Origin of the sequence: Thiomicrorhabdus immobilis, from assembly GCF_021654855.1 — a bacterium.
Lineage (GTDB): Bacteria > Pseudomonadota > Gammaproteobacteria > Thiomicrospirales > Thiomicrospiraceae > Thiomicrorhabdus > Thiomicrorhabdus immobilis.
Genome location: NZ_AP024202.1, coordinates 1,324,928 through 1,350,877, shown reverse-complemented (window position 1 = coordinate 1,350,877; position 25,950 = coordinate 1,324,928). Strand labels below are relative to the sequence as shown.

The 25,950-nt window shown below is 42.0% G+C and carries 26 protein-coding genes; 14 read left to right on the top strand and 12 right to left on the bottom strand.

The features are described from left to right. Window positions 1-21 precede the first annotated feature (21 nt). The 4 genes from surE (at window position 22) to L6421_RS06070 (ending at window position 3,085) form a co-directional block, all read left to right on the top strand. A complete protein-coding gene (surE, locus tag L6421_RS06085; RefSeq protein WP_237260521.1) occupies window positions 22-798 on the top strand; it encodes a 5'/3'-nucleotidase SurE in 777 nt (258 codons plus the stop codon). A gap of 101 nt (window positions 799-899) precedes the next feature. Continuing rightward, a complete protein-coding gene (locus L6421_RS06080; RefSeq protein ID WP_237260519.1) occupies window positions 900-1,580 on the top strand; it encodes a protein-L-isoaspartate(D-aspartate) O-methyltransferase in 681 nt (226 codons plus the stop codon). Further along, window positions 1,577-2,164 carry a YqaA family protein gene (locus L6421_RS06075; protein ID WP_237260517.1) on the top strand — a complete coding sequence of 196 codons (588 nt, stop codon included), beginning with the start codon at window positions 1,577-1,579 and terminating at the stop codon, window positions 2,162-2,164. The genes L6421_RS06080 and L6421_RS06075 overlap by 4 nt, the downstream gene beginning before the upstream one ends. A 27-nt stretch (window positions 2,165-2,191) precedes the next feature. Next, on the top strand, window positions 2,192-3,085 hold the full coding sequence (locus tag L6421_RS06070; protein WP_237260515.1) for a peptidoglycan DD-metalloendopeptidase family protein: 894 nt from the start codon (window positions 2,192-2,194) through the stop codon (window positions 3,083-3,085). A 92-nt stretch (window positions 3,086-3,177) separates the two neighbouring features. On the opposite strand, the gene L6421_RS06065 is transcribed toward L6421_RS06070, so the two are convergent. Then, a complete protein-coding gene (locus L6421_RS06065; protein ID WP_237260513.1) occupies window positions 3,178-3,561 on the bottom strand; it encodes an Mth938-like domain-containing protein in 384 nt (127 codons plus the stop codon). Between the two features lie 383 nt (window positions 3,562-3,944). Here L6421_RS06065 and alaC point away from each other — a divergent pair, with 383 nt between their 5' ends. The 4 genes from alaC to thrC all read left to right on the top strand — a co-directional run bounded on the left by alaC (window position 3,945) and on the right by thrC (window position 9,345). Beyond that, the gene (alaC, locus tag L6421_RS06060; RefSeq protein ID WP_237260511.1) at window positions 3,945-5,141 is read left to right on the top strand and encodes an alanine transaminase; all 1,197 of its coding nucleotides are present in this window, start codon (window positions 3,945-3,947) and stop codon (window positions 5,139-5,141) included. A gap of 43 nt (window positions 5,142-5,184) precedes the next feature. Beyond that, window positions 5,185-6,495: a homoserine dehydrogenase gene (locus tag L6421_RS06055; protein WP_237260509.1), complete on the top strand. Its 1,311-nt coding sequence runs from the start codon at window positions 5,185-5,187 to the stop codon at window positions 6,493-6,495. Between the two features lie 191 nt (window positions 6,496-6,686). Continuing rightward, a complete protein-coding gene (locus tag L6421_RS06050) occupies window positions 6,687-7,739 on the top strand; it encodes a hypothetical protein (RefSeq protein ID WP_237260507.1) in 1,053 nt (350 codons plus the stop codon). Between the two features lie 130 nt (window positions 7,740-7,869). Next, window positions 7,870-9,345 (top strand): threonine synthase, encoded by a 1,476-nt coding sequence (gene thrC / locus L6421_RS06045; protein WP_237260505.1) that lies wholly within the window; start codon window positions 7,870-7,872, stop codon window positions 9,343-9,345. 148 nt (window positions 9,346-9,493) lie between these two features. Here thrC and L6421_RS06040 read toward each other — a convergent pair whose 3' ends face one another. Then, the gene (locus tag L6421_RS06040; protein WP_237260503.1) at window positions 9,494-11,257 is read right to left on the bottom strand and encodes a single-stranded-DNA-specific exonuclease RecJ; all 1,764 of its coding nucleotides are present in this window, start codon (window positions 11,255-11,257) and stop codon (window positions 9,494-9,496) included. 17 nt (window positions 11,258-11,274) lie between these two features. Between L6421_RS06040 and L6421_RS06035 the strand changes: the two genes are divergently transcribed. Both L6421_RS06035 and msrA read left to right on the top strand, forming a co-directional pair. Continuing rightward, a complete protein-coding gene (locus L6421_RS06035) occupies window positions 11,275-11,910 on the top strand; it encodes a YqiA/YcfP family alpha/beta fold hydrolase (RefSeq protein ID WP_237260500.1) in 636 nt (211 codons plus the stop codon). A gap of 34 nt (window positions 11,911-11,944) precedes the next feature. Beyond that, window positions 11,945-12,415 (top strand): peptide-methionine (S)-S-oxide reductase MsrA, encoded by a 471-nt coding sequence (msrA, locus tag L6421_RS06030; RefSeq protein ID WP_237260498.1) that lies wholly within the window; start codon window positions 11,945-11,947, stop codon window positions 12,413-12,415. Between the two features lie 106 nt (window positions 12,416-12,521). On the opposite strand, the gene L6421_RS06025 is transcribed toward msrA, so the two are convergent. The 4 genes from L6421_RS06025 to dksA all read right to left on the bottom strand — a co-directional run bounded on the left by L6421_RS06025 (window position 12,522) and on the right by dksA (window position 15,867). Continuing rightward, on the bottom strand, window positions 12,522-12,833 hold the full coding sequence (locus L6421_RS06025; RefSeq protein ID WP_237260496.1) for a hypothetical protein: 312 nt from the start codon (window positions 12,831-12,833) through the stop codon (window positions 12,522-12,524). Window positions 12,834-12,899: 66 nt separating this feature from the next. Continuing rightward, window positions 12,900-13,505: a hypothetical protein gene (locus tag L6421_RS06020; protein ID WP_237260495.1), complete on the bottom strand. Its 606-nt coding sequence runs from the start codon at window positions 13,503-13,505 to the stop codon at window positions 12,900-12,902. A gap of 42 nt (window positions 13,506-13,547) precedes the next feature. Next, window positions 13,548-15,173 carry a bifunctional aminoglycoside phosphotransferase/ATP-binding protein gene (locus L6421_RS06015; RefSeq protein ID WP_237260493.1) on the bottom strand — a complete coding sequence of 542 codons (1,626 nt, stop codon included), beginning with the start codon at window positions 15,171-15,173 and terminating at the stop codon, window positions 13,548-13,550. 265 nt (window positions 15,174-15,438) lie between these two features. Beyond that, a complete protein-coding gene (gene dksA, locus L6421_RS06010; protein ID WP_237260491.1) occupies window positions 15,439-15,867 on the bottom strand; it encodes an RNA polymerase-binding protein DksA in 429 nt (142 codons plus the stop codon). A 308-nt stretch (window positions 15,868-16,175) separates the two neighbouring features. Between dksA and L6421_RS06005 the strand changes: the two genes are divergently transcribed. Then, complete coding sequence (locus tag L6421_RS06005) at window positions 16,176-16,937, top strand: HAD family hydrolase (RefSeq protein WP_237260490.1); 762 nt, start codon at window positions 16,176-16,178, stop codon at window positions 16,935-16,937. 167 nt (window positions 16,938-17,104) lie between these two features. Here L6421_RS06005 and L6421_RS06000 read toward each other — a convergent pair whose 3' ends face one another. Together L6421_RS06000 and L6421_RS05995 are read right to left on the bottom strand one after the other, a co-directional pair. Continuing rightward, window positions 17,105-17,458, bottom strand: a complete 354-nt coding sequence (locus tag L6421_RS06000; protein WP_237260487.1) for a HopJ type III effector protein — start codon at window positions 17,456-17,458, stop codon at window positions 17,105-17,107. Window positions 17,459-17,563: 105 nt separating this feature from the next. Next, on the bottom strand, window positions 17,564-19,000 hold the full coding sequence (locus L6421_RS05995; protein ID WP_237260486.1) for an FGGY-family carbohydrate kinase: 1,437 nt from the start codon (window positions 18,998-19,000) through the stop codon (window positions 17,564-17,566). A 555-nt stretch (window positions 19,001-19,555) separates the two neighbouring features. On the opposite strand from L6421_RS05995, the gene L6421_RS05990 reads away from it, so the two are divergent. The 3 genes from L6421_RS05990 to yjgA all read left to right on the top strand — a co-directional run bounded on the left by L6421_RS05990 (window position 19,556) and on the right by yjgA (window position 23,353). Next, the gene (locus L6421_RS05990) at window positions 19,556-20,677 is read left to right on the top strand and encodes a cell division protein ZipA C-terminal FtsZ-binding domain-containing protein (RefSeq protein WP_237260484.1); all 1,122 of its coding nucleotides are present in this window, start codon (window positions 19,556-19,558) and stop codon (window positions 20,675-20,677) included. Between the two features lie 110 nt (window positions 20,678-20,787). Beyond that, window positions 20,788-22,815 (top strand): NAD-dependent DNA ligase LigA, encoded by a 2,028-nt coding sequence (gene ligA / locus L6421_RS05985; RefSeq protein ID WP_237260482.1) that lies wholly within the window; start codon window positions 20,788-20,790, stop codon window positions 22,813-22,815. Then, a complete protein-coding gene (gene yjgA / locus L6421_RS05980; protein WP_237260480.1) occupies window positions 22,808-23,353 on the top strand; it encodes a ribosome biogenesis factor YjgA in 546 nt (181 codons plus the stop codon). The genes ligA and yjgA overlap by 8 nt, the downstream gene beginning before the upstream one ends. 170 nt (window positions 23,354-23,523) lie before the next feature. Here yjgA and L6421_RS05975 read toward each other — a convergent pair whose 3' ends face one another. The 4 genes from L6421_RS05975 to L6421_RS05960 all read right to left on the bottom strand — a co-directional run bounded on the left by L6421_RS05975 (window position 23,524) and on the right by L6421_RS05960 (window position 25,950). After that, complete coding sequence (locus tag L6421_RS05975; RefSeq protein ID WP_237260478.1) at window positions 23,524-24,408, bottom strand: DMT family transporter; 885 nt, start codon at window positions 24,406-24,408, stop codon at window positions 23,524-23,526. 114 nt (window positions 24,409-24,522) lie between these two features. After that, window positions 24,523-25,023 carry an asparaginase domain-containing protein gene (locus L6421_RS05970; protein ID WP_237260476.1) on the bottom strand — a complete coding sequence of 167 codons (501 nt, stop codon included), beginning with the start codon at window positions 25,021-25,023 and terminating at the stop codon, window positions 24,523-24,525. A gap of 107 nt (window positions 25,024-25,130) precedes the next feature. Continuing rightward, complete coding sequence (gene lexA, locus L6421_RS05965) at window positions 25,131-25,592, bottom strand: transcriptional repressor LexA (protein ID WP_237260474.1); 462 nt, start codon at window positions 25,590-25,592, stop codon at window positions 25,131-25,133. Window positions 25,593-25,638: 46 nt separating this feature from the next. Continuing rightward, window positions 25,639-25,950: a YciI family protein gene (locus L6421_RS05960; protein WP_237260472.1), complete on the bottom strand. Its 312-nt coding sequence runs from the start codon at window positions 25,948-25,950 to the stop codon at window positions 25,639-25,641.

Here is a 25,950-nt window from a genome sequence, read left to right as displayed (position 1 = left end):
TATTTTTAAGGTATTTTCAGAATGAAAATTTTGCTCTCTAACGATGACGGTTATTTTGCACCAGGCATTCAAACGGTGTTTCAAAGCCTGCGTGAAAATATTGAATTTTCCCGTTTAGATATCATGGCACCAGAACGTAACCGTAGTGCAGCGAGTAACTCCTTAACTTTGCTTGAACCTTTACGAATGAACCTGCATACCAATCTCAGTGATGACCCACGTTGTCATGTTTACAGTGTGAACGGTACTCCGACCGACTGTGTTCATTTGGGGATGAATGGTGGTTTGGATTATCAACCGGATATTGTGCTTTCTGGGATTAATGCGGGAGCCAATATGGGGGATGACGTGCTTTATTCCGGGACAGTCGCCGCGGCCACCGAAGGGCGTTTTTTAGGTAAACCTTCAATTGCAATCTCCCTCTGTGGCGATCAATTTTTTGAAACCGCCGCCAACGTATTATTGACGTTTTTGAATGATTTACCCTCTTTAGCACTTTCAAAAGATACCATTATCAATATCAATGTGCCTGATGTACCTCCTGCCGAATTGAAAGGCATCAAGGTGACTCGTTTAGGACGCCGTCACATCTCCGAACCGGTGGTCAAGCAAAATGACCCAAGGGGATTGCCGATTTATTGGATAGGGCCAGCAGGTGAGGCGGCAGAAGCCGGTGAAGGGACGGACTTTTATGCGGTTGAGCAAGGGTATGCTTCAATTACACCGTTAAAAATAGACTTAACCCATTATGAGATGATGGCTACTTTACAAGAGTGGGAAAGGGGCTTGGCAATTTAAACGATACCTAAACCTGGATTTGGATCAATGGGTAATTAATTCACTTTACTTTTACTCGGCCTTATCTTAATCAATAACGCTAATAAATATGAAACGACTATATGCAATATCCTAATGCCGCTTTTGAAAAACACCAAGGTTTGGGCATGACTTCACAAAGAACTCGCAATCGATTGGTCGATCGGCTGGTTGAGAAAGGGGTGAGTAGCTCGAATGTGCTTGAAGTGATGCGTATTGTGCCACGACATCTGTTTTTGGATGAAGCGATGGCTTCGCGATCTTATGAAGATACCGCTTTGCCGATAGGCTATGGCCAAACCATCTCCCAGCCTTGGGTGGTTGCCAAGATGACTCAGTGGTTATTGGATACCTCTCAGCCAATCAATCGAGTGCTTGAGATTGGAACAGGTTCGGGTTATCAAACCGCTATTTTGTCTTTGCTGGTGGATGAGGTTTTTAGTGTTGAACGTATTCAACCCTTGTCTGAACGCGCCATGGGGGTTTTGCAGACTTTAGAGTTGGATAATATTCAATTCTCATTAAGCGATGGTCATTGGGGTTGGCCTGATAAAGCGCCATTTGATGCCATTATTTCGGCTGCTTCTCCAGCGGAGCTTCCTCAAGAATTGATTAACCAGTTAAAGATGGGGGGTCGCTTGGTTATGCCGATTGGTGAAACGAAACAGTTGCTTTATGGATTTGAAAAAACGCCGAACGGGATAATTGAAACCTGTTTAGGAGAGGTCATGTTTGTACCGATGAAAGAGGGAATTGAGGCTTGAAGATTTTTACAACATTGTACGATAAAGCTTTGCAATGGTCTAAGCATGAAAAAGCCCCTATTTATCTAGGTGGATTAAGTTTTGCAGAGTCATCGTTTTTTCCAATTCCACCGGATGTCATGTTGATGCCAATGAGTTTGGCTCAACCTCAAAAAGCATTCTATTATGCCTGGTTAACCACCATCTTTTCCATCTTAGGCGGCGTTCTCGGTTATGCCATCGGTTACTGGGCGATGGATTTATTGATGCCATCTATTGAAGCCTTAGGGTATCAAGATAAAATCATCCAAATCAATCAGTGGTTTTCAGAGTATGGGGTATGGATCGTGTTCATCGCCGGTTTCAGTCCTGTTCCCTATAAACTATTCACCATCACTGCTGGTGCCAGTGCAATGGCTTTTGTGCCATTTGTTATCGCTTCTTTTATTGGTAGGGGGGCTAGGTTTTTCTTGGTTGCCGGATTGATGCGTTGGGGCGGTGAAAAAATGGAAACAACCGTCAGGAAATGGGTTGACTGGATTGGTTGGGGCTTAGTAGTATTAGTCCTGATTTATATCGGCTTTAAAATGCTCTCTAACCACTAATACAATTAATAAAAGAATCACAAGACTATGAATTTATATAAGCAACCTGTTTTAAAACTCACCACTTTATTGACAGCGAGCTTAATGATGGCATCTTGTTCCTCACCTACGAAATATGAGCCAAGGCATTCAACGGCGGGTGAAAAACAGACCCAGAGGTTGCAAAATACACACTCTTGCCATTCACCATATCGAGTTGTTTCAGGTGATACTTTGAGCGGTATCGCTGTTAAATGCGATTCCACTATTGCCGCTATCGCAAAAAACAATGAGTTACTTCCGCCTTATATTATCTATGTAAATCAAGAGCTTGTTTTGCCGATTAATGAAGAGGGTGTACCAGCAGAGACAGCAGTAGTAAGTGCTGATACACATTCTTCAAAAGAGATTGAAAAGAGCAAACAGCTTAATGAGGCACTTACACCCAAATCCGTAATCGTTAAGGAAAGCCCCTCTTCAAGACCTAAGGTTGTGGAGAAAGAAACCACGGCTACCGCGATAGTTCGTAATGAACCTCAAACAGCAAAAAAAACCTCGTCTAATAAGAACCGTTCCTGGATTTGGCCAATGCACAAAGGTTTGGCCTATAAATATTTAAGAGATAACGCCGGTCTGTCCATTTTAGAAATTTACGGTGTGCCAGGTCAAAAAATCAAGGCGGTTGCTCCTGGTAAGGTCGTTTATTCAGGGAATGGTATTATCAATTATGGTTGGATGCTGGTGATTAAGCATGATAATGATTACATGTCTATTTACGCCCATAACAGCGCATTGCTTGTGAAAGAAGGGGATTATGTCGAATCTGGTCAGGAGGTTGCTCTGATGGGAGCAACCGGGAATACAAAACGTCCTAAACTTTATTTAGAAGCGCGTTATCAAGGTCGTAAAGTCGATATCAAGAAGGTCTTGAAGTACAAGTAGTTTTTTGAATAAGGGGTGGTTTGTTATTCTACAAGTCAGTTCTTTTAAAATTGAAAGCGACCAGGCCTGGTCGCTTTTTTATTTGCAGAGAATCAGTCTGCTTCAGCATCCATGATCAAAGCTAAAACAATATCCCTGTCTTCGGTAGTTAAGACGTTGTAAGTTCTGCAGGCAGCGTCATTTGCCATAACTTCCAAACCCACACCTTGTGCGGCGCAGTAAGCGAAAAACAACGGTTCAGGAAAAGTCTGGGTTTCACCTGTCCCTAAAATAATCACTTCGGGTTTTTCGGCCAAAAGTTCATCCATCAAATCCGTATTCAATGCTGATATGGCTGGGCACTGCCAGTCATCTTTATAGCTTTTTTGAGTGATATAACAGCTGGAGTTAAATTCGAGGTTGTTTACCTTTACCATGCCAGGTTGATACTTTTTTACAGCATATACATTTGAGTCGCGATGTTCGGTAAATTTCATGGTGAATTCTCTGTTTTTAATCGTGTTTAAGCTTGAGTCTAATCGGTTTGCCATTCATTTTTGGCCGATTGATTATAGTGAATTGTAAGCTTATTTTGAGTTGAAAATGCATTGATTGAGTAAATCAGGTTGAATCTCGGCAGGATTTTGTAGAATGCGGCAGCTTTTGAGTGCTGTTCGAATGTGTGCAAATTCCCTAAAAATGGTGATTTAGACGTTATTTTCAATTGACGAAAAAACTGGATGCTGTATCATTATTCCTTTATTTATTTTCCCTCTCAGCAACATAAAGATATGCGCTATTTGATACCTTTTAAAGCCGATTTACAGCTTAAAAATCAATAGCTTCCGAAACTGAGACCCTTGATAGAAGGCATACTTTCGTGGCAGACGATTTTCAAAGAATAAACAGACTTCCTCCTTATGTTTTTAATATTGTTGGTGAGCTTAAAGCAGAAGCACGCCGCAGAGGTGAAGATATTATCGATTTCGGTATGGGAAATCCTGACCAGGACACACCCAAGCATATCGTTGATAAACTTATTGAAGTAGTGCAGAGAGAAGGGACTCACCGTTACTCTGTATCTCAAGGGATTCCCCGTTTACGTAAAGCTATTTGTAACTGGTATAAAACCAAGTTTGATGTTGAGTTGGACTATGAGACCGAGGCCGTTGTCACTATCGGCTCTAAAGAAGGTCTGGCTCACTTAGCTTTGGCTACAGTCGATAAAGGTGATACGGTTCTAGTTCCTAACCCGGCTTATCCGATTCATCCATATGGTTTCGTGATTGCCGGTGCGGATATCCGTCACGTGAAATTAACGCCGGATGTCGACTTTTTTGAAGAGTTGGAAAAAGCGATCAAAGAGTCTTGGCCAAAGCCTAAAATGCTGGTTTTAAACTTTCCTGGTAACCCAACAACCCAAACGGTTGATTTAGAGTTTTTTGAAAAAGTCGTTGCGATTGCCAAAGAACATAAGATTTGGGTCATTCACGATTTAGCTTATGCCGATATCGCTTTTGACGGTTATGTTGCTCCATCGATCATGCAGGTAGAGGGCGCTAAAGAGATTGCAGTTGAATTCTATACCTTATCGAAAAGTTACAATATGCCAGGTTGGCGTGTTGGCTTCATGGTGGGGAATCCAACCTTGGTGAATGCCTTGAAGCGTATGAAGTCGTATTTGGATTACGGAACCTTCACGCCTATTCAAGTTGCGGCGATCACCGCTCTTGAAGGCCCGCAAGAGTGTGTGCAAGAAATCTCGGACATGTATAAAGCACGTCGTGATGTGTTGTGCCAGGGCTTGAATTCGATTGGTTGGCCGGTAGAGCCACCTAAAGCGACCATGTTTGTCTGGGCGCCGATTCCTGAAGAGTACAAGGCGATGGGTTCAATCGAATTCTCTAAAAAGCTATTGACGGAAGCGAAAGTGGCCGTGTCACCAGGTATTGGTTTTGGTGATTATGGAGATGACCATGTGCGTTTTGGTTTGATTGAAAACGAACATCGTACTCGTCAAGCCATTCGTGGTATTCGTGATATGTTCCGCAAAGACGGTTTGATCAAGCAAGACTAAATCTCATTACAAATTAGAATTAAAGCAATAATAGGAAAAAAGAATGAAAACAATCAAAGTTGGGCTGTTAGGATTAGGAACTGTAGGTGGTGGAACGGTTGATATTCTGCAAAACACCATGCCAGAAATCCAGCGTCGCTTAGGCCAGTCGATTGAGATTGTCATCATTGCTGTAAGGGATTTGAATCGCCCACGAAGTGTAGATACAGCCGGTATTGCATTAACGGACAATACGTTTGATGTTGTCAATCATCCAGAAGTGGATATCGTGGTTGAATTAATGGGGGGTACAGGGCTTGCAAAGGAACTGCTTGAAACCGCCATTAAAAATGGTAAACACATTGTAACGGCTAATAAAGCGTTAATAGCAGAGCATGGTAATAGTCTGTTTGCACTGGCAAGAGAAAATAATGTGATTGTCAGCTACGAGGCCGCTGTTGCGGGCGGGATTCCTGTTATCAAGGCGATGCGTGAAGGGCTTGCTGCCAATAAGATTGAATGGGTTGCGGGTATCATCAATGGTACTGGTAACTACATTCTGACTGAGATGAAAAAGCCGGGAGCTGATTTTGCCAAGGTATTAAAAGTCGCTCAAGAGTTAGGTTATGCAGAAGCCGATCCAACTTTTGATGTTGAAGGGATTGATGCCGCTCATAAATTGACGATTTTAGCTTCGATTGCCTTTGGTATCGAATTGCAATTCAACAAAGTATATACCGAAGGAATCAGTAAGGTGTCTGCAGACGATATCCGTTTTGCACAACAACTGGGTTATGAAATCAAACATCTTGGCGTCGCAAGTCGTGCCGAAAATGGTTATTCATTACGTGTACACCCAACTTTGGTGCCAAAAGAGGTTTTGATCGCCAATGTGAATGGTGTCATGAATGCGGTTATGGCAAAAGGAAATCACGTTGGGCCAACCATGTATTACGGTCCAGGTGCCGGTGCTGGCCCAACGGCCAGTTCGGTTGTGGCGGATATTATCGACATCATCCGTTGGAAAGACCAGCCGAAAGCCGATCAAGTACCGGCTCTTGGTTTTGCTGCGGATCAACTTGAGTCAGCGCCAGTCGTCTCTATTGATGAAATCGAATGCTGTTACTACATTCGCTGCTTAGTCAAAGATCAAAAGGGCGTATTGTCAAAAGTTTCAGCGGTATTTGCGGAATCAGATATCAGTATCGAGAATGTGCATCAAGAACCTTCTAGTGAAAAAGCGGACGATGCGAAATTAGTGTTAATCACCAATAAGGTTAAAGAGTCGAGCATCAACCAGGCTTTGGCTTCACTCGCCGAGTTAGATGCGATTGATGGTGATATCATGCGTATTCGTATCGAAACCTTGGGTTAATTGTGTAAGTTGGTTTTGATCGATTGATTTTCACAAGTTCATTTTCTTGAATTAATTTCAATAGATTAATTTCAATAGATTAATGCCAAGGATTAGCAAGTTAGCTGAATTAGTATGTTGATAAAGTCGGGCTTGCCCGGCTTTTTTATTGGATTAGCGCTTATATGATGTAAGGCGCGGGAGTTGATGTTTTGTCACAAGCGGTTACTTTATGGATACCAGGTTTACTCGATGCTTTGAGGGTTAAAGAGGCACAAGCCTCTTTAAAAGACCTAAAGCTGCCGGCACTGCAGACATTGCTGGCTAAAGCGGATAAGTTCGCCGTCAAGCCACAAAGTTTTTATGAGCAAGCCAGTTTTTTGTTTCATCAACCTGGTTGCTTGCCAATTGCTGTAACCAAGGCCAGTGCGGAACTCGATGAGTTCAATCCCAATCATTTCTGGCTTAGTGTTGACCCGGTGCAAATGATTCCTGACAGGGATACCTTGGTCTTGGTTCCTGGCAAAGCTTTGCAGATTACAGAGCAAGAATCAAAAGCTCTCTTGCAAAAATTTAATGCACATTTTGCAGAAGACAAGGTTGAGCTAATTTGGGCGAGTAGCCAGCACTGGTATCTATCGATTGTACAACCGGTTGATATTCAAACGACCGATATTGAAAAACTGGCTTATCAATCGGTTAATGCGTTTTACCCCAAAGGCAATGCCGCGCAGTATTGGCGTCAACTTTTAAATGAAACGCAAATGCTGTTTTATACCCATCCGGTCAATGAAGCCCGTAGAGAACAAGGCTGGCCGGAAATCAACAGTGTCTGGGTTTGGGGTGAGGGAAAAATAGAGGCTGATAAACTGCTAATCAGAACCGATGCGTCCATTCATTCAAATCATGCATACTTGCAGGGCATGGCTAACTTAACGCAATCCCATTATTGTGCCGAACCGGAAAGCTACCAGGCCTGGTTAAATCAGATTGCAGGTTTTTCCGACCCTGGCAATGGAGAAATAGATAAACATTTTATCTGCTTGGATAGTGTTGCGGATAAGTTGGATAATCTGCAGTTGGATGAGTGGCTTACGCTTTTACAGCAGTTGGAAGAAAATTGGTTTGCACCATTGCTGCAAGCGCTCAAAAGGGATGAGATCGATTCATTGCTGTTGGATTTGGGTCAAGAATATCGTGCCCATTTAAAACCGTCACATCTGAACCGGTTTTGGCGTTTTAAAAAACCGCTGAACAGCCTTTAACTTTGACGCTGTAAGCGGAAGAATATTGCATTTTCCAGTGTGTATTTAATCAGAATCTACCAAAAACCAGCGGATATTTCTGTATAATTCGCGCTAATTAAATTATTAAAATCAATCAAATAGGTTTGTTATGAATTTTATTGAAACTCGTGGTAATGATGGTCAAAGACCTGCTTCAATTACCTTTGCTCAGGCAATTTTAAGTCCAATGTCTTCTTTTGGAGGGATTTACTCTCCAGAGAGTCTTCCTGTATTTGATGCGGGTTTCATTAAATCTCATATTGATTCCGATTATAAAACCGTTGCTAAATCGATTTTAGCGCTATTTGACGTCGATATCGATGAGGCGGTGATTGATGAGGCTTTAAATCTTTACGATAAGTTTGATGATCCTAAAAACCCTGTGCCGGTAGTCAAAGTGTATGACGATCTATATGTCAGTGAGCTATATCATGGGCCAACTCGTGCCTTTAAAGACATGGCATTACAACCATTCGGCTCGGTTTTATCGGCGATTGCGGAACAGCGTGATGAAAAATACCTTATCTTAGCGGCGACCAGTGGTGACACCGGTCCGGCGGCATTGGAAACCTTTAAGAACCGTAAGAATGTGCAAGTGGCATGTTTATATCCTGATGGCGGTACTTCGGATGTTCAGCGCTTGCAGATGGTGACTGAAGATGCGCCTAACCTGAAAGTAATCGGGATTCATGGCGATTTTGACGATGCACAATCTGCATTGAAAATGTTGTTAACGTCTCCGGCTTTTGAAGCGTCTTTAAAAGAACATAAAATCTCTTTGTCAGCCGCCAACTCGGTGAATTTTGGCCGCATTATCTTCCAAACAATCTATCACGTTTACAGCTATTTAGAATTGGTCCGTCAAGGTGCGATTGAGTTGGGTGATGAAGTTTACCTAAACGTACCAAGCGGAAACTTTGGTAATGCCTTAGGCGGTTACTATGCTTATAAAATGGGCTTGCCGGTCAAGCAAATCCATATCGCCTCAAACAACAATAATGTGTTGACTAAGTTCATCACCACTGGAGAGTACGATTTACGTGGTGCTTCGGTCATCCCGACCACTTCTCCGGCAATGGATATTTTGAAGTCTTCAAATATCGAGCGAATTTTATTTGATCTGTTTGGTGCTGAGCGTACTAAAGAGTTGATGTTGCAATTGGATAATGACAAATTCTACAAATTGACCGCAGCAGAGTTGGCAGAAGTGCAGTCTATTTTCGCGGCAGACTTCTGTACCGATGAAGAGGGCTTAAACTATATTAAGCAGGCATTCTCGGTTGGTTATCTGATGTGTCCGCATACCGCAACTTGCTTTAAGGCTTATGATACCTGTCGTAAAGATAAGTCTATCAAAACCATTGCTTATGCAACGGCTGAGTGGACCAAGTTCTCACCGATTGTCTCTTACGCATTAACCGGTGAAAAGGTCGAGAAGGATATCGATGCGCTGAAAATGATTGCCGACAAGGCGCAGGTAGCCATGCCAGTACAGATTGCCGAACTGTTTGATAAGCCTATTTCGCAAGCGACAGTAATCGATAAAACCGATATTGAAAAAGAGATTTTAGGTTTTTTGAGTTAATCTAATCTTCTCTAAATTTTAAAATCATTTGCAATAAAAAACCGGATGAACTTAACTGTTCAATCCGGTTTTTTTTATCTCTTGCCATCGGTTTTTAAAAAGCCACCAGGCCCTGGTGATTTAAAATTAAGTGTCTATAAATCGTAAACTACTCGATGCTCGTCATTGCGCTGATGCGTAATTGCAACGATGTTCTGCCGGCAAAGTTGTTTAAAGCAGGTTGATAGGCACAAACCACCACTTCGCCAGTAACAAACGGCGTAGGGTCGTTTTCACTTTGCTTTGCGTTAAAGTAAATCGCTTGAAATACCGTACCGCTAGGAGTTTTTAATTTACAGGATAAATGCGTTTTTTGTTGGCCAACTTCTCTAATCTGCACAATGGTAAATTCACCAGAAAACATTGGCTTAGGCCATTCTCTTCCAAAGGGTTCAAGGGCATTGATTTCGTCAATGAGATTAGGAGTGAGTAACCAGTCATCTAATTCACCATCGGTTTCAATTATTGGCACAGGGGCGCTGTCACCGAGTTGTAATTGAATCGCTTGCTCAAATAAATGGCTAAATTCATCATAAAACTCAAGCGGTATCATGCAGCCTGCCGCACCTTTATGGCCACCCATGGATAGGAATAAGTCGTTTTTTTGTTCAGACATCCACTGAAAAGCTTCGCGTAAATCAATGTCCGGCACGATGCCGCGGGCACTACCCGCTAAGGTGCCGTCCTCCAAATCGGTCATCGCTACCGTTGGAACACCATATTGTTCACCAATTCGAGAAGCGATGATTCCTTGGATCCCGGCATTGCCATTGAGTTTCAAAGTCATGGAATAGGTCGTGTCGGTATATCTCTGTTGAGCTTGCTGGTGTGCCTGCTGAAGCATGATCTCTTGTTGGGCGCGGCGGTTTTGATTGTCTTCATCAAGCTGTTGTAAATAGCTCATGGCGTCATTGACATTGCCAGCGGTTAGAAACTTAAAGGCGGTGGTGACATCACTTACACGACTTGCGGCATTGATTCTGGTGGCAACTTGAAAGCCCAGAAATTCTGCATCAAATGGCATCCCTTGGTTGTCATTCAGTTGACGTAAAGCTTGCCAAGCTGGGGATTGGAACAGGTTGATCAATTGTAAACCGGCATACACAATGGCGCGGTTATTCGGGCTTTTCAGGCTCACACTGTCCGCCACCGTGCCTAAAGCGACATTTAAAGCCAAATACTTTAAAGACGGGCTGTCTTTTTCTAGTAGGCCTTGTTTGATTAAAGTTTGGCGGACTTGGGTCATGACCAGGAAAATGACAAAACAACCGGCAATGGTCTTATCGTATTCACAGCCGGATTGTTGTGGGTTGACCGTGCAGATGGCACTTTGAGGTACTCCACTTACCGGGATTTGGTGGTGGTCGGTGACACAAACATCGATGCCATGCGATTTTAAAACGGCAATCCGATCTTCATCACTTGAGCCTTGGTCTGCGGAGATAACCAAATCGATGGGTTGCTCGATTGACAAAATACGCTTGACCACATCATCGGTAATGCCGTAACCGGTTTTACGGTCACCAATTACATGGACAATGCGGGATTTTGCAACATTGAAATAATCACATAACGCGGTTGTCGCAACCCAGGCAGAGGTCACACCATCAGTGTCATAATCGGTCGCGAGTACTATCGCACCATCTGACTGAATGGCTTTGACAATGATTTGTGCCGCCTCTTCAATATTTTTTAAGGCAGAGGGATGCTGTATGTGTTTTAATTTTGGAAAAACAATTTCATCCAGTTGCTCGGTTTGATCCGTTCTATTGGCAACTAAGCGTGCTTGAAAGTCGCTTAATCCTAGTTGTTTAGCGGTGTCATAAACTTCTTGTGAAGGGGTTCGGTGAACGATTTTAGGGTGTTTTATCATACGAGGATTTTAACAGAATGCAGGACTGTATTGGAGTCTATCTACATGGGTTTTTAAGTAGCGGTAACAGCGAAAAGGGTCAGTGGTTAAAAGCGAAAGTGCAGCAAGAGCATTTACTTGGCAATACACCGGTTTTCAGCGAGATTTACACACCGACCTATCCCATAAAATCACCTGAGGCCAGTGTGACAGAAATCGAACGTTGTTTGTTGAATGCACAGCAGAAATCGAACAATATCATTTTGTTAGGATCCTCTATGGGAGGGTTTTATGCCCAGTATTTCGGCCAGAAATATCATATTCCTTATATTATGATCAATCCTGCCTTGAATCCGACACCCATTTTTAAACAAAGTTTAGGTTGTCATACCAATCCGGCTACGGGTGAATCCTTCTGTATTGATGAAGAGTACATCAACGCATTACAAATTTATGCGGTTAAAGAACTCAATCAGGATATTGCTGCATTGATGCTCTTGGATACCGATGATGAAGTGGTTGATGTCGACTTGGCATTACAACAATATGGGCAAAAAGAAAACCAGGGTAGTGGTTCCCGCTTCAAATCGGTGATTTTTTCTGGAGGAGACCATCGATTCATACATATGCCACAGGCCTGGGAAGATATACAATCTTTTGTCAAAGGGTGCTGAATATCAATTTTCAAATTACAATTATGGAGCCATCATGAGTATTGAAACCTTAATGATCGGAGCAGGGTGCTTCTGGGGTGTTGAGCTGGATTTTTCCCAACAACAGGGTGTCATTGACACGGCGGTGGGTTATGCCGGCGGTCATACCGATTCACCGACTTATGAGGAGGTTTGCCGCAAAGAGACTATGCATGCTGAAGTGGTTTTAATGCATTTCGATAATCAAAAGACGACGAGACAAATCTTGCTCAATCACTTTTTTGCGATGCATAACCCAACTACCTTGAACCAACAAGGGCCTGACCGAGGAACACAATATCGTTCGGTGATTTTTTATGACAACCAAGCTGAAAAGGATTTAGCGGAGTTGGTGATGAGTCAGCAACAAGCTGGTTTTAGTCAGCCAATTGTGACCACTTTGGAGCCTATGGCCAAGTTTTGGCGGGCGGAAGAATACCATCAGCAGTACTTTAAAAAGCGGGGGATTTCCCAAGGTTGCCATTAAAAGATTATCTTAAGATAGGTCATGATTAAGGTGTCTTGATTGAATGCACACCAATCGCATAGCAATCCAGTTAGCGGGCTTGTTCGAAAAGCACTTGCCGTTGTCGTCAAGCCCAACCGTCAAAGATTTTCCCCATCGATTCATCAAACAGTTTGTTTTCAACTTCAATGACTTTTGCAAGACTTTTAATCTGGTTTTCAGAGGTCTTGAGATCGATGATATTGGTTTCAAGAGATTCAGAAGCTACCATATTCAACGCCTCGTAATTGATCGCGTTAGTATTATCTGGCTGTTCAATTTGATAATTAGGTAAGCTACGATTAATCGATTGGCTCGTTTGTGCCAATTGCTCAAACCCTTGCTTGATTCCATTGGTTGCAATCGTGCTAGCTGTAAATGATGTCTTTGTTATATCCATAATCTTTTCATCGGTAATTGAGCTTCAAAATACCACCAGGCCTGGTGAATTTGGGAAGCAGTTATTTTAAGTTTTGACGTCCTTATCAACCGCATAGCGGTCGTGTGTTTTAAGGCGGTATTCAATATAAACATTCCCCAAACGTTCGCCGCCTTCACGGTCGACGGTAATCTGCATGGTTTCATCTTGCCAAATATAGCTTTGATAAGAGAGTGTTCCTCCCCATCCTTTGCGAATGCTTTCGCTGGGTTGGCCTAGGTCTTTGATTAATTTTAGAGCAACGTCTTTGGTTTGTATATCCGTTCTTTTATTGCTGTTTTCAATCGAGTAGGGGCGGTAAAGTCGTTTTACTGAAACAACATCACCGGCATGATTGTAATGAAAGGTCACGTAATAACTGTCTCTGATAGATGATTTAGGGAAAAACTTGTCTATATTGCGTTGTCTAATGGTGGTGCTGGCTTGTTTGAAACCGCCAATATCCCATAGATGGGTGCGGACCGTATTTAAATTGGCATCAATGAGCTTAAGACCTAAAAACTTGACCTCTTTGAGCGGCTTGGTCGAATTCGCTGTTTGAGCATTTTCGCCAGACTCTGCAAAGGCTTGTGTCGATAGTATGATGCTTAAAAAAGCAATTAGTGGGCGGTTAAAACGAGTTAGCTGTCGCATAGGTTTTTCCAAAGCTGGGCAAGAAAACAAATATTGAGTTATCTAATATATCGGCAATTTCAAGAATTCTTGAATAGAATCTTTTGGAAAAACACGGCGCATATCTTTGACTTTAAGCTGTAAAGCATTCTCATGACGTAAAGGGAGTTCGATATGTTTGAGTTGATTGTACATCACCTCAGCACTGGCATCGGAAGGGTTGTTATTGAGTTGTTGTCGTAACTGAATAGATTGCTCGGCCGTTTCGCTGGTAGTTTTAAGGGAAAATAAATAGCTCTCTGCAGACAATGACTCAGCCACCTGATAGATGGCTTGACGATGAGAGTATTTTAAGAAGGTGGCATCCAGTATGACATTAAATCCAAGTTGTAAGCAGATGGCGCTGTAATCCGCCAATGCTTGGTAAGTCTTCTGATTCATTTCAGCAGAGTAGAGTCGTTTTTGTTCTGGGCCCGCCACACGTTCTTGGGGGTCAATTCCAAAGATGGTTTTACGAATCCGGTCCGAACTCAAGATAATGGCATTAAATCCGTCAAGCCCTTCTAATAGTTGGTTTGCAAAATGGCTTTTACCAGAACCCGAAACACCCTGTAATAAAATACACTTAGCTGTTTTTGGAATCACGGTATAGGCAGTCGCTTGTTGAATGTAGTTTAGTGCGGTTTGCTCTATATGCTTTTGTTCTAAGCTTTTTGCAGGAAGCTGCTCTGCCCGCAAAGCGGTGATTTTAGCTCTTACCATGGTGCGATACACTCGGTAAAAATTCAATAAAAACAATCCATTATAGTCAAGTGTTTGACTGAGGTATTGGGAGAGAATCTTGTAACTGGTTGCATATTGTTTTCTATAATCAAGGTCGATTAACAGAAAGGCCAAATCGCTAATCACGTCTATCCAACGAAAGTATTCATTGAATTCAATACCATCAAACAACACCGGCTGATTGTCGATCAAGGTGATGTTATCGAGGTGTAGATCTCCATGACACGCTCTAACAAAGCCTTGTTGTTTACGTTCTTTGAGTTGGTTTTGATGGATTGCAAATTGTTGGTTTGTCCAATTCTGCAACGCTGCTAATTGTTGTTCGATTCCATCTTCTTTGAAATATGCCTGCAAAGAAGGAAAATTATCCAACATCGGCTGTAATTGAATAAGCGGGTCGCCATATTCTTCAGATAACTCAACCGCTTGCGCGGATTTGTGAAATCGAGCAATCTGCTGGGTCAAAGCAGAAATCATCTGGTCATCCAAACAGCCGTCATTCAGCAGACGACCCAATACATTATTGGGGTTGAATTGCTTCATTTTGACTAGGTAGTCAATAGCGTTACGGTCTGTATCATTTGTGGCTGGAAATAGGCAATCGCTGTTTTCTTCAATCGGTAAGATGGTGTAACCGTTAGCCTGTTTAACAATTTTATCTACTCCTAGATAGAGTTGTGGAGCAGTCCGTCGGTTTAAAGAGAGTTCAAGCTTACAAAATTGTTTGCGACGCTCAATGGTGGAGAAGTTCAAAAACCCGAAATCAACCGGTTTTTTTAATTTATAGGCGTATTGTCCGGTTAAAAACACAATAGAAATATGGGTTTCAATCGTTGTGATAACTTCAACAGGATGAGGGTAGGTTTCTGGATTGAGCAGGGTGTCAATAAGGTCAGCTGTATTCAATACAATGAACTCTTTTTATGGAACCTTTGTATAAGACTAATAAAATAAGGCTCAGAAAATAAAGTTAAGAAAAATCAACTCAAAAGATTTAACCTTACTTTCTTATTTGGCAGTGATTGTACAAAGATGATTCAACAAGGGGTGATAAAAATAATGGGCAATAAAATTGCCCATTTAATATCGACCATAACAGGTTAATAATGCTTTATTTAAAAGATTTAAGCTTACAAAAACATAGGCTTAAATCGTAATCTGTCATTTGAGGTTAAGCGACACCTTGTTTTTCACGAATTTCTTGTTTGCGCTTCATCTCAACGGTCAGGTCAGCGGTTGGACGAGCTTCCATTCGTCCTAAGCCAATCTCTTCGCCACTCATTTTGCAGTAACCGTATTCACCAGATTCGATGTCTCTTAAGGATTTATCGATTTTTGCAATAAGTTTACGCTCACGATCACGCGTACGAAGCTCTAAAGCAAACTCTTCCTCTTGAGACGCTCTATCATTCGGGTCAGCAGGGGTGTCAGAATCTTTTTTAAGGTGAGATACTGTGCTGTTTGCTTCTTCAATTAATTGAGTTTTCCATGCCAGCAATTTACCTTTGAAATGCTCAAGCATTTGAGGGCTCATATACTCTTCGCCTTCTTTAGGCTGATAAGCCGGATAGTTTTCAATAAAGTCGATATTGTTTTCCATTTTCTCTCTCCTATATCTACGACACCGAAAATATTTTTTGTAGTGTTTTGAAAAGTGCCGTTTTCTTTAACCGTGTTTTATATCAGTTTTAAACTCTTTCAACAAGCAAATTTTAGTCAACCAATATAAGAAAACTTTAATGATTGTTATAGTTGTTATAACTGATTTGACTTGAAATTGCGCCATGAATCAAGCAGAATCTGTCCTCAGTTTAGTTAAGCCACCTTTACAATGCCTGCAATTTTAACCCATCGGTTAAGCTCAAGCATTTAAGGCTAGCAAATTTATATTATAGAAGAGAGTGAATCATGGCTACATTACAAGCATTATTATTTGACGTTGACGGTACCTTAGCGGATACCGAACGTGATGGACACCGCCCAGCATTTAACATGGCTTTTGAAGAAGCGGGGTTGGATTGGAACTGGGATGAAGCGCTGTATGGTGAGTTATTAGCGGTTACCGGTGGTAAAGAGCGCATTCGTTTTTATTTAGAAAAATTCAATACGACTTTTGAAAAGCCTGAAAACTTTGATGATTTTGTCAAGGGATTGCATGCGGCTAAGACTAAGTTCTATACTCAATTGATGGCGGAAGGTAAAATTCCATTGCGTCCAGGTGTTGAAAATTTAATCAATGAAGCTAGAGCTGCAAACATGCGTATGGCTGTGGTTACTACTACTACACCAGAAAACGTAACGGCTTTACTTGAGAACACTTTGGGTGCAGATTCAGAAAGTTGGTTTGAAGTCATTGCTGCCGGTGATATTGTGCCAGCCAAGAAACCGGCTCCCGATATTTATGACTGGGCTTTAGAGCAAATGAATTTAACGCCTGCCGATGCAATTGCGTTTGAAGATTCTTCGAATGGCATCCAGTCTTCAGTAGCGGCCAATTTAAAGACTATCATTACCATTAATGAATACACTAAGGAAGATGACTTTAGCGCGGCCGATTTAGTGTTAGATCAAATGGGTGAAGAATCCAATCCATTTACGGTGTTGGCAGGTGACGCTCATGGGCATGCTTTCCTGAGTTTGGATTTGGTTAAAAAAGTTCATGCCGCTTAACCATTGTTAATGGCTTAATCTGTCCAAACTTTTTAGTTTTGGCTTAAGGTTTTGATTTCAAGCTGTTGATTAGGTATTAAAAAACCGCCTGTGAATTTATTTCATCGGCGGTTTTTTTATATTACCAGGCCTGGTGATTAGGCCATGTAACAAATCAGGCAATAAGGTCATTTAGCAATTAAAGCTTGCTGAGTAAAATCGATTCCATCCCAGCCGAATTCGATGAAATTACGAATGTTTTGGTGGTCATCATTGTTTGGATGTTGTAATACATCAACCATATAATAATCACCAAAGGCATTTAAAGTCGCTTGTTGCGACAAGTCATGCGTTTGCGCAAACGAGAATACCTTGCAAGAGCCGTTATTGGTGTTTTCTTGGTTAACGGTATTGCCATTACGAAACTCTGTTGGTGTGAATTCATAATTATCATCGATGACTTGCATCACTGTCGTAAACGCAACCGGCCCTCGGTTAAGGGCTTCAATTAATTGTCCTGGTGTTTGAATTTCAGTTCCCATGATGTTGTCCTTATTGGTTCTAATAGCGGTTTGAATTTGAAAGTTTGCAAAAGATACACTAATTGAAGGTAAATATCATCCGCTTTGCTTGTCAGTTTTATCGATTCAATCAATCAGTTTAGTCACACCATAGGCGGCTTGTTGGTGTTCAGGGTGCAAAAATTGGGCATCTATCAGTTTTTCACGTAACTGCATCCAAACATGGTTTTGGGTTCCTCCGCCCACACTAAAAATCTTTTTGACTGGCGGCAGATGGAGTTCTACCAGCTTATGATAAGCCAAGCGTTCAATTTCGGTCATTCCAGTCAATACATTCAATAAAAAGGTTTGGTGTGCTTGCAAACATTGCTGATTGCCATCAATGTCGGCAACCGCACATTGCGGTGACTTTGGCATTTTGGGGGGGAGGTTGGCATCCGCTATCGGAAAGCGTTCTCCTGCTTGGCTAAGTGGGTAGTAATTTTGCCTTGGGGTTTTCAAAAAGTCCTCAATGTCTTTGTTATTGATGCTTTTGACGATATGAACCAAATCCGCTAGATTGTAATGGTTTAATAAAACCCGTCCACCTGAATTGGAGGCACCACCAACCAACCAGTTATTGCCTAAACGGTGACTGTATAAACCAAAACGTTTATCAAACAGCGGTTTGTCTGAGATGGCTTTTATCGCAAGTGTCGAGCCTAAGGAAGATACCGCATCGCCAATCTGCGATGCCCCTGAAGCTAAAAAACCGGCAATGCTATCGGTGGTACCAGCCATTACTTTGAGGTTTTTTCTGAAACCGAATCGTTCGGCAATATGAGGTGCAATCATGGCTATAAAACTGCCTGGTTTGACCACTTGCGGGAGTTGTATGGTCGAGTTCAAGGTTTTCAGATACTTTTCAATCCAATTCGGCCAGGCCTGGTGGATTGAATTATAGCCAAGCTTTAAGGCATTGTTTTCATCCGTGATGTTCAATGCACCGGATAGATAATGGTTTATAAAGTCGATTTGGTGGCAAATAATCGGTTTGCTGAGGTTTGGATTCTGTTCAAGCAGGGTAGCCACTTTAGCAAGTGTGCTTGAAGCACCTTGTGCACCTGAAAATTCAGCGGATTGTTCAATGAGTCCGGCAATGACCTTAGCGGGCAAAACGGATTGGGCATCGTTATACATCAATGCGTCAGTGTAAGCATGGCCGCTTTGGTCCACTAATAGAACGGTTGAAGAGGTCGCATCCAATACCAAATGCGTTATTTGTTTGATTGGGAAGTTGTGACCGATTTTTTTAAGTAAGCTTTCTAGGGTGTCTATCCAAATTTGCGGATTCTGAGAGATTTCGAGGGTGTTTAAACCGTTAGTTGAACGGATTTCTGCAACCGGCATCTCAATGTGCGCTTCAAATAACATGTTTTCACTTGAATCGGAAGATGGGTAGTTTTTTTCAACGATGCAAGCACGAACGCCAGAGGTACCGATATCGATTCCCAAGATGACTTTCTTATCTGACAACGACGGTTGCGATGGCTCCAAAATAGGCGGTTTGTCTTGAGGGTTCATCTATGGAAGTACCTTTTGATATCGTTGGTCATCAATGTAATGTTTGGGTCAAATCCCTATTATACGAATAAAATATTTGGACTGGATAGATTGGCGTTGGCCGTTATAGCCGATTGTCTTGGTGCACTTGATGATATCAAGCTTTATTAAACTCAGTGAAACCGATTATTTTTATCTCAATTCATTGGAAAATAGCTCTCTAAAAAAGGTACAATTATGAATTGATTTCATATCGGCTTGGTTTTGTTTTAAGTCTGTTTTTATTCTGTTTTACCCAAGTGTAAATCACAATAATAATGGGCAGTGATTTAGATCTGGACAGAGTGTTTACTAAGCCATTTATTTTTAACGATTTTTATAAAAATAGAAATATTTCATCCACCTAAACACATCACTATTGAGTGAGTGCAGAATAAGCTGAAGCACATAAATTTGTCTTTATTATTTAAGTTGGCTTAAATTGGCTTAAGTTGATTCACCTTGGGCTTACCTTGGTTTAACTTAACCAGTTAAAGAGTTTATAGAATAGGTTTGAAATTTTTGGAGTTGTCTTAAATGAATGAATTACAACAAGTACTGTTAATTTTTGCAGTTGTTGTCATTGCTGGCTTGTATTTTTTAAGTCGTAGTCGTCAAAATGCGATAAAAAAGAACTCTAAATCTCACTCTCATACTCATCAAGACAAAGTTGAGGCGAATAGCCATTCATCTGCAGTCTCTACTCAAGATAAAGATCATAATCAGCAATCCAATCATCATTCTGAAAAAGCCGCTGAAGCCCTTAAGAATTTAGGGAATCCTCATATCCCGTTGTCGGATGCGACTGAAAAGCGTATTACCCAGAGCAAAGGTTTTTCCAATACCGAGCTTAAACATGAAGCAGTACAGCAACAAACTGTTCATGCACCATTGTCAACCTATCATCTTGAAGCCGAAACCGATATCAACCATAACCAAGGAGTGCTCTCTTTTGGAGAAGAGTTCGACTTGCCGCCACAAACCACTTCAGTAGTGGAGTCAGAACAGACAGCAGCTTCAAGTGAAATGCCAAATGAAGTTACGACGGTTAGTGGACAACCGATAGTGGGCAGTACGGATGAAAACTCAAATCCAACTGGCGGTAAGCATCATGTCTTAGTCGTAGATGATCCAGGTATGACCGGTGAAATAGACGAAAATGCCGTGCCTGCGGACTATGTAAAGCCTTCTTTTGGTATTCCTGAAGAGGAATTGAAAACCAAAAAGAAAATGGCTTCTACTAATAAAGAGCCTGAAGTTTATGTGATTATGGTTTTGACCACTGGTCAAGAGTTTCCGATGCGAGCCGTGAATCAAGCCTTATTAGGGGTGGGGTTAACCTATTCAGATCAGGCGATTTTTGTTAAAAACGACAATATGGGCAATCCATTCATTAAAGTAGCCAATATGCTTGAACCAGGGACATTCCCTGTAGAGAATTTGGATGCCTATGCAACGCCTGGTGTTGCTTTGATTTTGGAACTACCAACGACGGTCAGAGCGCCTGCGGCGATGCATGATTTAATCATTATGGCTCGTAAGATTTCTCAGCGTTTAAATGGGCGTTTATACAATATGGAACGCCATTTGATTAAAGAGTCTGATTTACAATCCATGCGTGATGCGGCTTTAGATTATGAGTCTGAACCGATTGCATAAACGTTTCTAGTTTTACTTAAAATAAGACGGCTCTATGGGAGTTCGCCAGCAGAGTGTCTTATTTGAATTATTTCTTTCCCTACTTCTCAATCACACAATAAAGCACCTTAATGTCTACGATTACCCAAGTCCATTTAAACGAATTAAAACAACGTATTGCCGAACTCAATTACGCCTATTATGTCTTGGATAATCCGTTAATAAGTGATGCTCAATATGATGAGCTGTACCGGCAGCTTGTAGAGATTGAAAAACATCATCCTGAATGGATCACACCAGATTCACCTACACAGCGTGTTGGTGATAAGCCTTTATCGCATTTTGAGTCGGTCACCCATGCCGTACCGATGTTCTCTCTAGATAACGCGTTTTCTCAAGAAGATTTAATGGATTTTCAACGTCGTGTTAAAGAGCGTTTGAACGCACAGGGCGAGATTGAGTTTTCTGCCGAACCTAAAATGGATGGCTTGGCAATCAATATTCGTTACGAAAAAGGCCAGCTTATTCAAGCAACCACACGTGGGGATGGTTTGGTTGGTGAGGATGTGACCCATAACATTCGTACCATACATTCGGTACCTTTACATTTGCTTGGTGATGGTTGGCCAGAGATTCTAGAAGTGCGAGGTGAAGTCTTTATGTCTAAAAAAGTCTTTAACCAACTCAATTCAGAGTATATCACTCGAGGAGAAAAACCTTTTGCCAATCCTAGAAATGCAGCTGCGGGCACTTTACGCCAGCTAGACCCGAAAATTGCAGCGCAAAGGAAGCTCAGCTTATATCTTTATGGTTGGGGACAAATCAGTGATGATTGGCAACTTCCGGATACCTATGATGCCGCTATCGCTTGTTTCAAAACCTGGGGCTTACCAACAAACCCGGATGCTCAAGTGGTCAAGGGCGCTCAAGGTATGTCCGAATACTATGAAATGTTGATTGAAAAAAGAGCCTCGATGCCTTACGAGATTGATGGCATTGTCTATAAGGTAAATGCTTTAAACACCCACCAAAGATTAGGGTTTACCGCCAAAGCACCACGCTGGGCAATCGCCAGGAAGTTCCCAGCAGAAGAGGTTTGGACCCGATTGTTGGATATTGAAATCCAGGTGGGGAGAACCGGGGCGTTAACCCCTGTTGCCAGGCTTGAACCGGTAGCTGTTGGAGGGGTGGTTGTTTCTAATGCCACTTTACATAACCAGGATGAAATCGAGCGTAAGGACGTTCGTATTGGCGATATGGTTATTGTTAGACGAGCGGGGGATGTTATACCTGAAGTGGTTGGTCCGGTTTTGGCACAGCGTCCTGCCGATGTTAGGCAATTTGTCATGCCGCATTTTTGCCCTGAATGTGGTTCTGAGGTGGTTAAAGAGACTGATAAGGCGGTATACCGTTGCACTGGAGGGCTTTATTGTCCCGCACAACGTAAACGCGCTTTGCAACATTTTGTATCACGTAAAGCGATGGATATTGTTGGATTAGGTGATAAACTTATTGAGCAGTTGGGCGCATTGGAAATTGTGAAGCACCCTGATGACCTATATCGCTTGGAGGTTGAAACCTTGGCGGCAATGGAACGTATGGCGAGCAAGTCAGCCCAGAAGGTGATTGATGCGATTGAATCATCGAAACAAACCACTTTAGCACGGTTTGTGTTTGCTTTGGGTATTCCTGAAGTGGGTGAAGTGACCGCTAAAAATTTAGCCCACCACTTTTTAAGCTTGGATGCGATTCAGCAAGCCGATAAAGAACAATTGTTAGAAGTTGCTGATGTGGGTGAGATTGTTGCCGAGCATATTGTGACCTTCTTTCAGCAACCTCATAATCAAGAAGTGATTAAAGGTTTGCTTGAGGCGGGTATTCATTGGCCGACTCCAGAGCAAAAGGCGGTGGTTGAAGATTCTGTTTTTGCCAATAAAGTGGTGGTGTTGACAGGCTCTTTACAGCAGTTATCACGCACCGATGCAAAACAAAAATTAGAAGCTATGGGTGCCAAAGTCACCGGTAGTGTTTCCGCTAAAACCGACTACGTGATAGCCGGTGAAAAAGCGGGTTCCAAATTAACCAAAGCAGAACAACTTGGCATTTCTGTTTTAACTGAGGCAGAATGGATAGAAATGATGGGAGAGATGAATGGTTAGACCACGTAATGTTGGCCGAGTACAAGCCAAAAAAGAGATACCTGATTGGGAACAAGAAGAGTTTGAAAGCCGTACTGACATTAAAAAGGCGGCGCAAGCGGTAACCGACCTGGGTGAGCAACTTGCAGAGATGACGGAGACCCAAATTAAAAAATTGCAGCTCCCTGCGACTTTGCAAGATGCGGTTTTATTGCTTAAACGAATGGATAAAGGTCCCGCTTTGAAACGCCAAAAATTATATATTGGCCGTTATTTAAGACAAGACGAACCTCTGTTAATGGAAATCAAAGCCAAGCTTGCTGAAATAGAAGCCAAGAAAAAACAGCAGAACGCGCATTTTCATAAATTAGAAAAATGGCGTGATCGTTTGATTGCCGAAGGAGATTCGGCACTTCATGATTTCTTGGAAATCTATCCTCATGCCGACCGTCAACAGATTCGCCAGTGGATTCGTAACGCTCAAAAAGAGCAAGAGCAGTCCAAACCACCTAAATCTGCTAGAGAACTATTTAAGTATCTTAAAGGTTTGGAGTGGTAACGTTTTGATATGCAATCAATATAATTTGATTTAGTCTGACCAAAAAAGCTACCAGGCCTGGTAGCTTTTGATTTCCCTTGTTTGAATTTCTTTTGCCAGATGGCTTGATCTTCCACTTAAAAGCTTTTGAATTTGTTAAATGTTCTTTGTTTAACGTATTGTTAATGCCACTAATTTACCTGTTTCACTTTGGTTTTAAAACGCCACTCGAATAGGATTAATCCTAATATCACTAAGCCTGTTCCAAACCAGGTGGTCCAGGTCAAGTTTTCATCATTCAAGAAATGACCGAATAAAAGTGCAAACACCGGGGTGATGACGGGGATTAAAGCCACCTTCATCGCATCGACGTTTTTTACCAAATAAAAATAGAGTAGAAAACCGATTACCGAGCCCACTGAGGCGGCATATAAAATCGCATAAACTTCACGGGGCATTAATTCTGGCCAATGAACGAGGGTGGTTGGTGCGATTAATAGATGTCCTAAAACACTGAACCATAATGCGCCAACAACCACATGTAACGATGGCAAGCTGGTTCCACAGCGCTTAACCAAAACACTGCCTAAAGAGTGAAAGCTTACCGATAAGATAGCAGCTATGATTGCCATTAATTGGAATTCAATTAAGTCGGTGTCTAAATTAGGTATGAAGATACTCAGCAGGCCTGTAAGAGAGAGGATGATGGCAATGATTTTCCGTACTGTCAGAGACTGGTTGGGAAGTAGAAAATAAGCGAACAGCCCTGTAGTGACCGGTGTCATCGCAAAGATGATGGCAAGCCAACCCGAAGGTAGATATTGACCAGCCCAGTACATCAAGGTCATGCCGCCAAAAATGGGCATGGCCGCGAAGAAATAGATACGCAAAGCAGAAAAATCGTACCTAAAACTGTCTTTTTTAAACCAATAGTAAAATGGCAAGATAAGCAGTGCACCTAAGGCGGTGCGTGAGGCAACGCCAAAAAACCAATCGGTTTCACCGCTCCAAACAATGGCCAAAGGGGTTGTTGTCCAAATCAGAACCACTGTAATATAAGCTAGAACAACAGCCATTTAGACTCTCTTAATTTTTGAGGTGGATATTTGTGATTAATCAATATAGGCGGTGAATAAGGGTTTCAAGTCGGCAATGACAACCTGTTTTCACCTGTTATGTCATTTATTGAATTATACGGCCTCAAACTGGCCGAGTTGTCGGTTTTTATGGACCTTATCCGCATGAAATAACTGACCATTCATCGTGATATAAACCCCGTTAGGTGCTAATTGAACCGCCATTAAAGCCGCGGCGACATTGAAACTTGCATCGGAGTGCCCCAGCTTAAAAGGGCGCATAGCCCCGGTCAGCACAATGGTTTTTTCCGTCAATCCGGCATGCTTTGATAAGTATACAGCGGTTTCACGCATGGTATCTGTGCCGTGGGTAATGACAATCTGATTGTTTTTTGTATTTAAGCAGGCCAGGTAGATTATCTCGCGGTCATTGTCCGTCATCTCCAAGCTATCCTTGAGCATCAGGACTTGAGGCTCTATGGTAAGTGTTGTATTCGCCTCGCGAAGCAGCTCATTAAGATGGGTTTGCTTGAAGATTAACTCTCCTGAAGTGGTTTGGTAGTCTTTATCGAGAGTGCCCCCGGTGATTAGGAGTTGTATGCTGGCTGGATTCATGATTTATCTACACACTGTGACAAGGGGTTGAATTGATCAAACTCTAAGCCGAAGTATTGGCTTAATTATTAGCTTAATTATTGGCCTAGGTTTGATTTATTGATATTTCAAGGCTGACGCAGAATACCGGTCACAATTCCTAAGATTTCAATATCTTCGTTCTTAAGAATGATTGGCTCCATATCCGCATTAGCAGGTTGTAACCTTACGCCACTTTTCTCAATGTAGAGTTTTTTCATGGTGACTTCTTCATTGTTGATACGTACCACAACCGATTCACCATTCTCAGCGGATGAGCGACGTTCAATGATAACAATATCGCCATCTTCGATATTCTCTTCAATCATTGAGTTACCTTTTACCCTTAGAGCGAAAGTCTCTTTCTTCACCATGCTGGATGGAACGGATACCGTATCGTATTCCATTTCCATCTGGATGGGTTCACCGGCTGAAGTCCAACCTAAAACAGGAATTGTGACAAAATCGATATCTATCATTTCGATAGGGTCAGCGGCTTGTAACTGCAATTTTTGATTACGTTTCGGAATTAAATAAGCAAGATTGGACATGATGTTTTCTCTTCTATGGTGGCTTACAAATATCGGTTGGCGAATATCACTCTTCAACGGGTGGTAAAACTTGTTTAAACGGTTTGATTTGTACCTCTTTATAGACCCCAGCGGCTACATAAGGGTCAGCCTTAGCCCACTCTTCAGCATCTTGTAAAGAAGGGAAGTCAGCGACAATTAAGCTACCTGTGAAACCCGCTTCACCTGGTTCAAGGCTGTCAATCGCAGGATTTGGGCCAGCTAAGACCAAACGATTATTCTCATGAAGTTCTTTTAAACGTGCAATATGAGCTGGACGTGCTTGGGCACGTAATGGCAAGCTGTTTTCATTGTCGTAGGCAAAAATGGAATATAACAT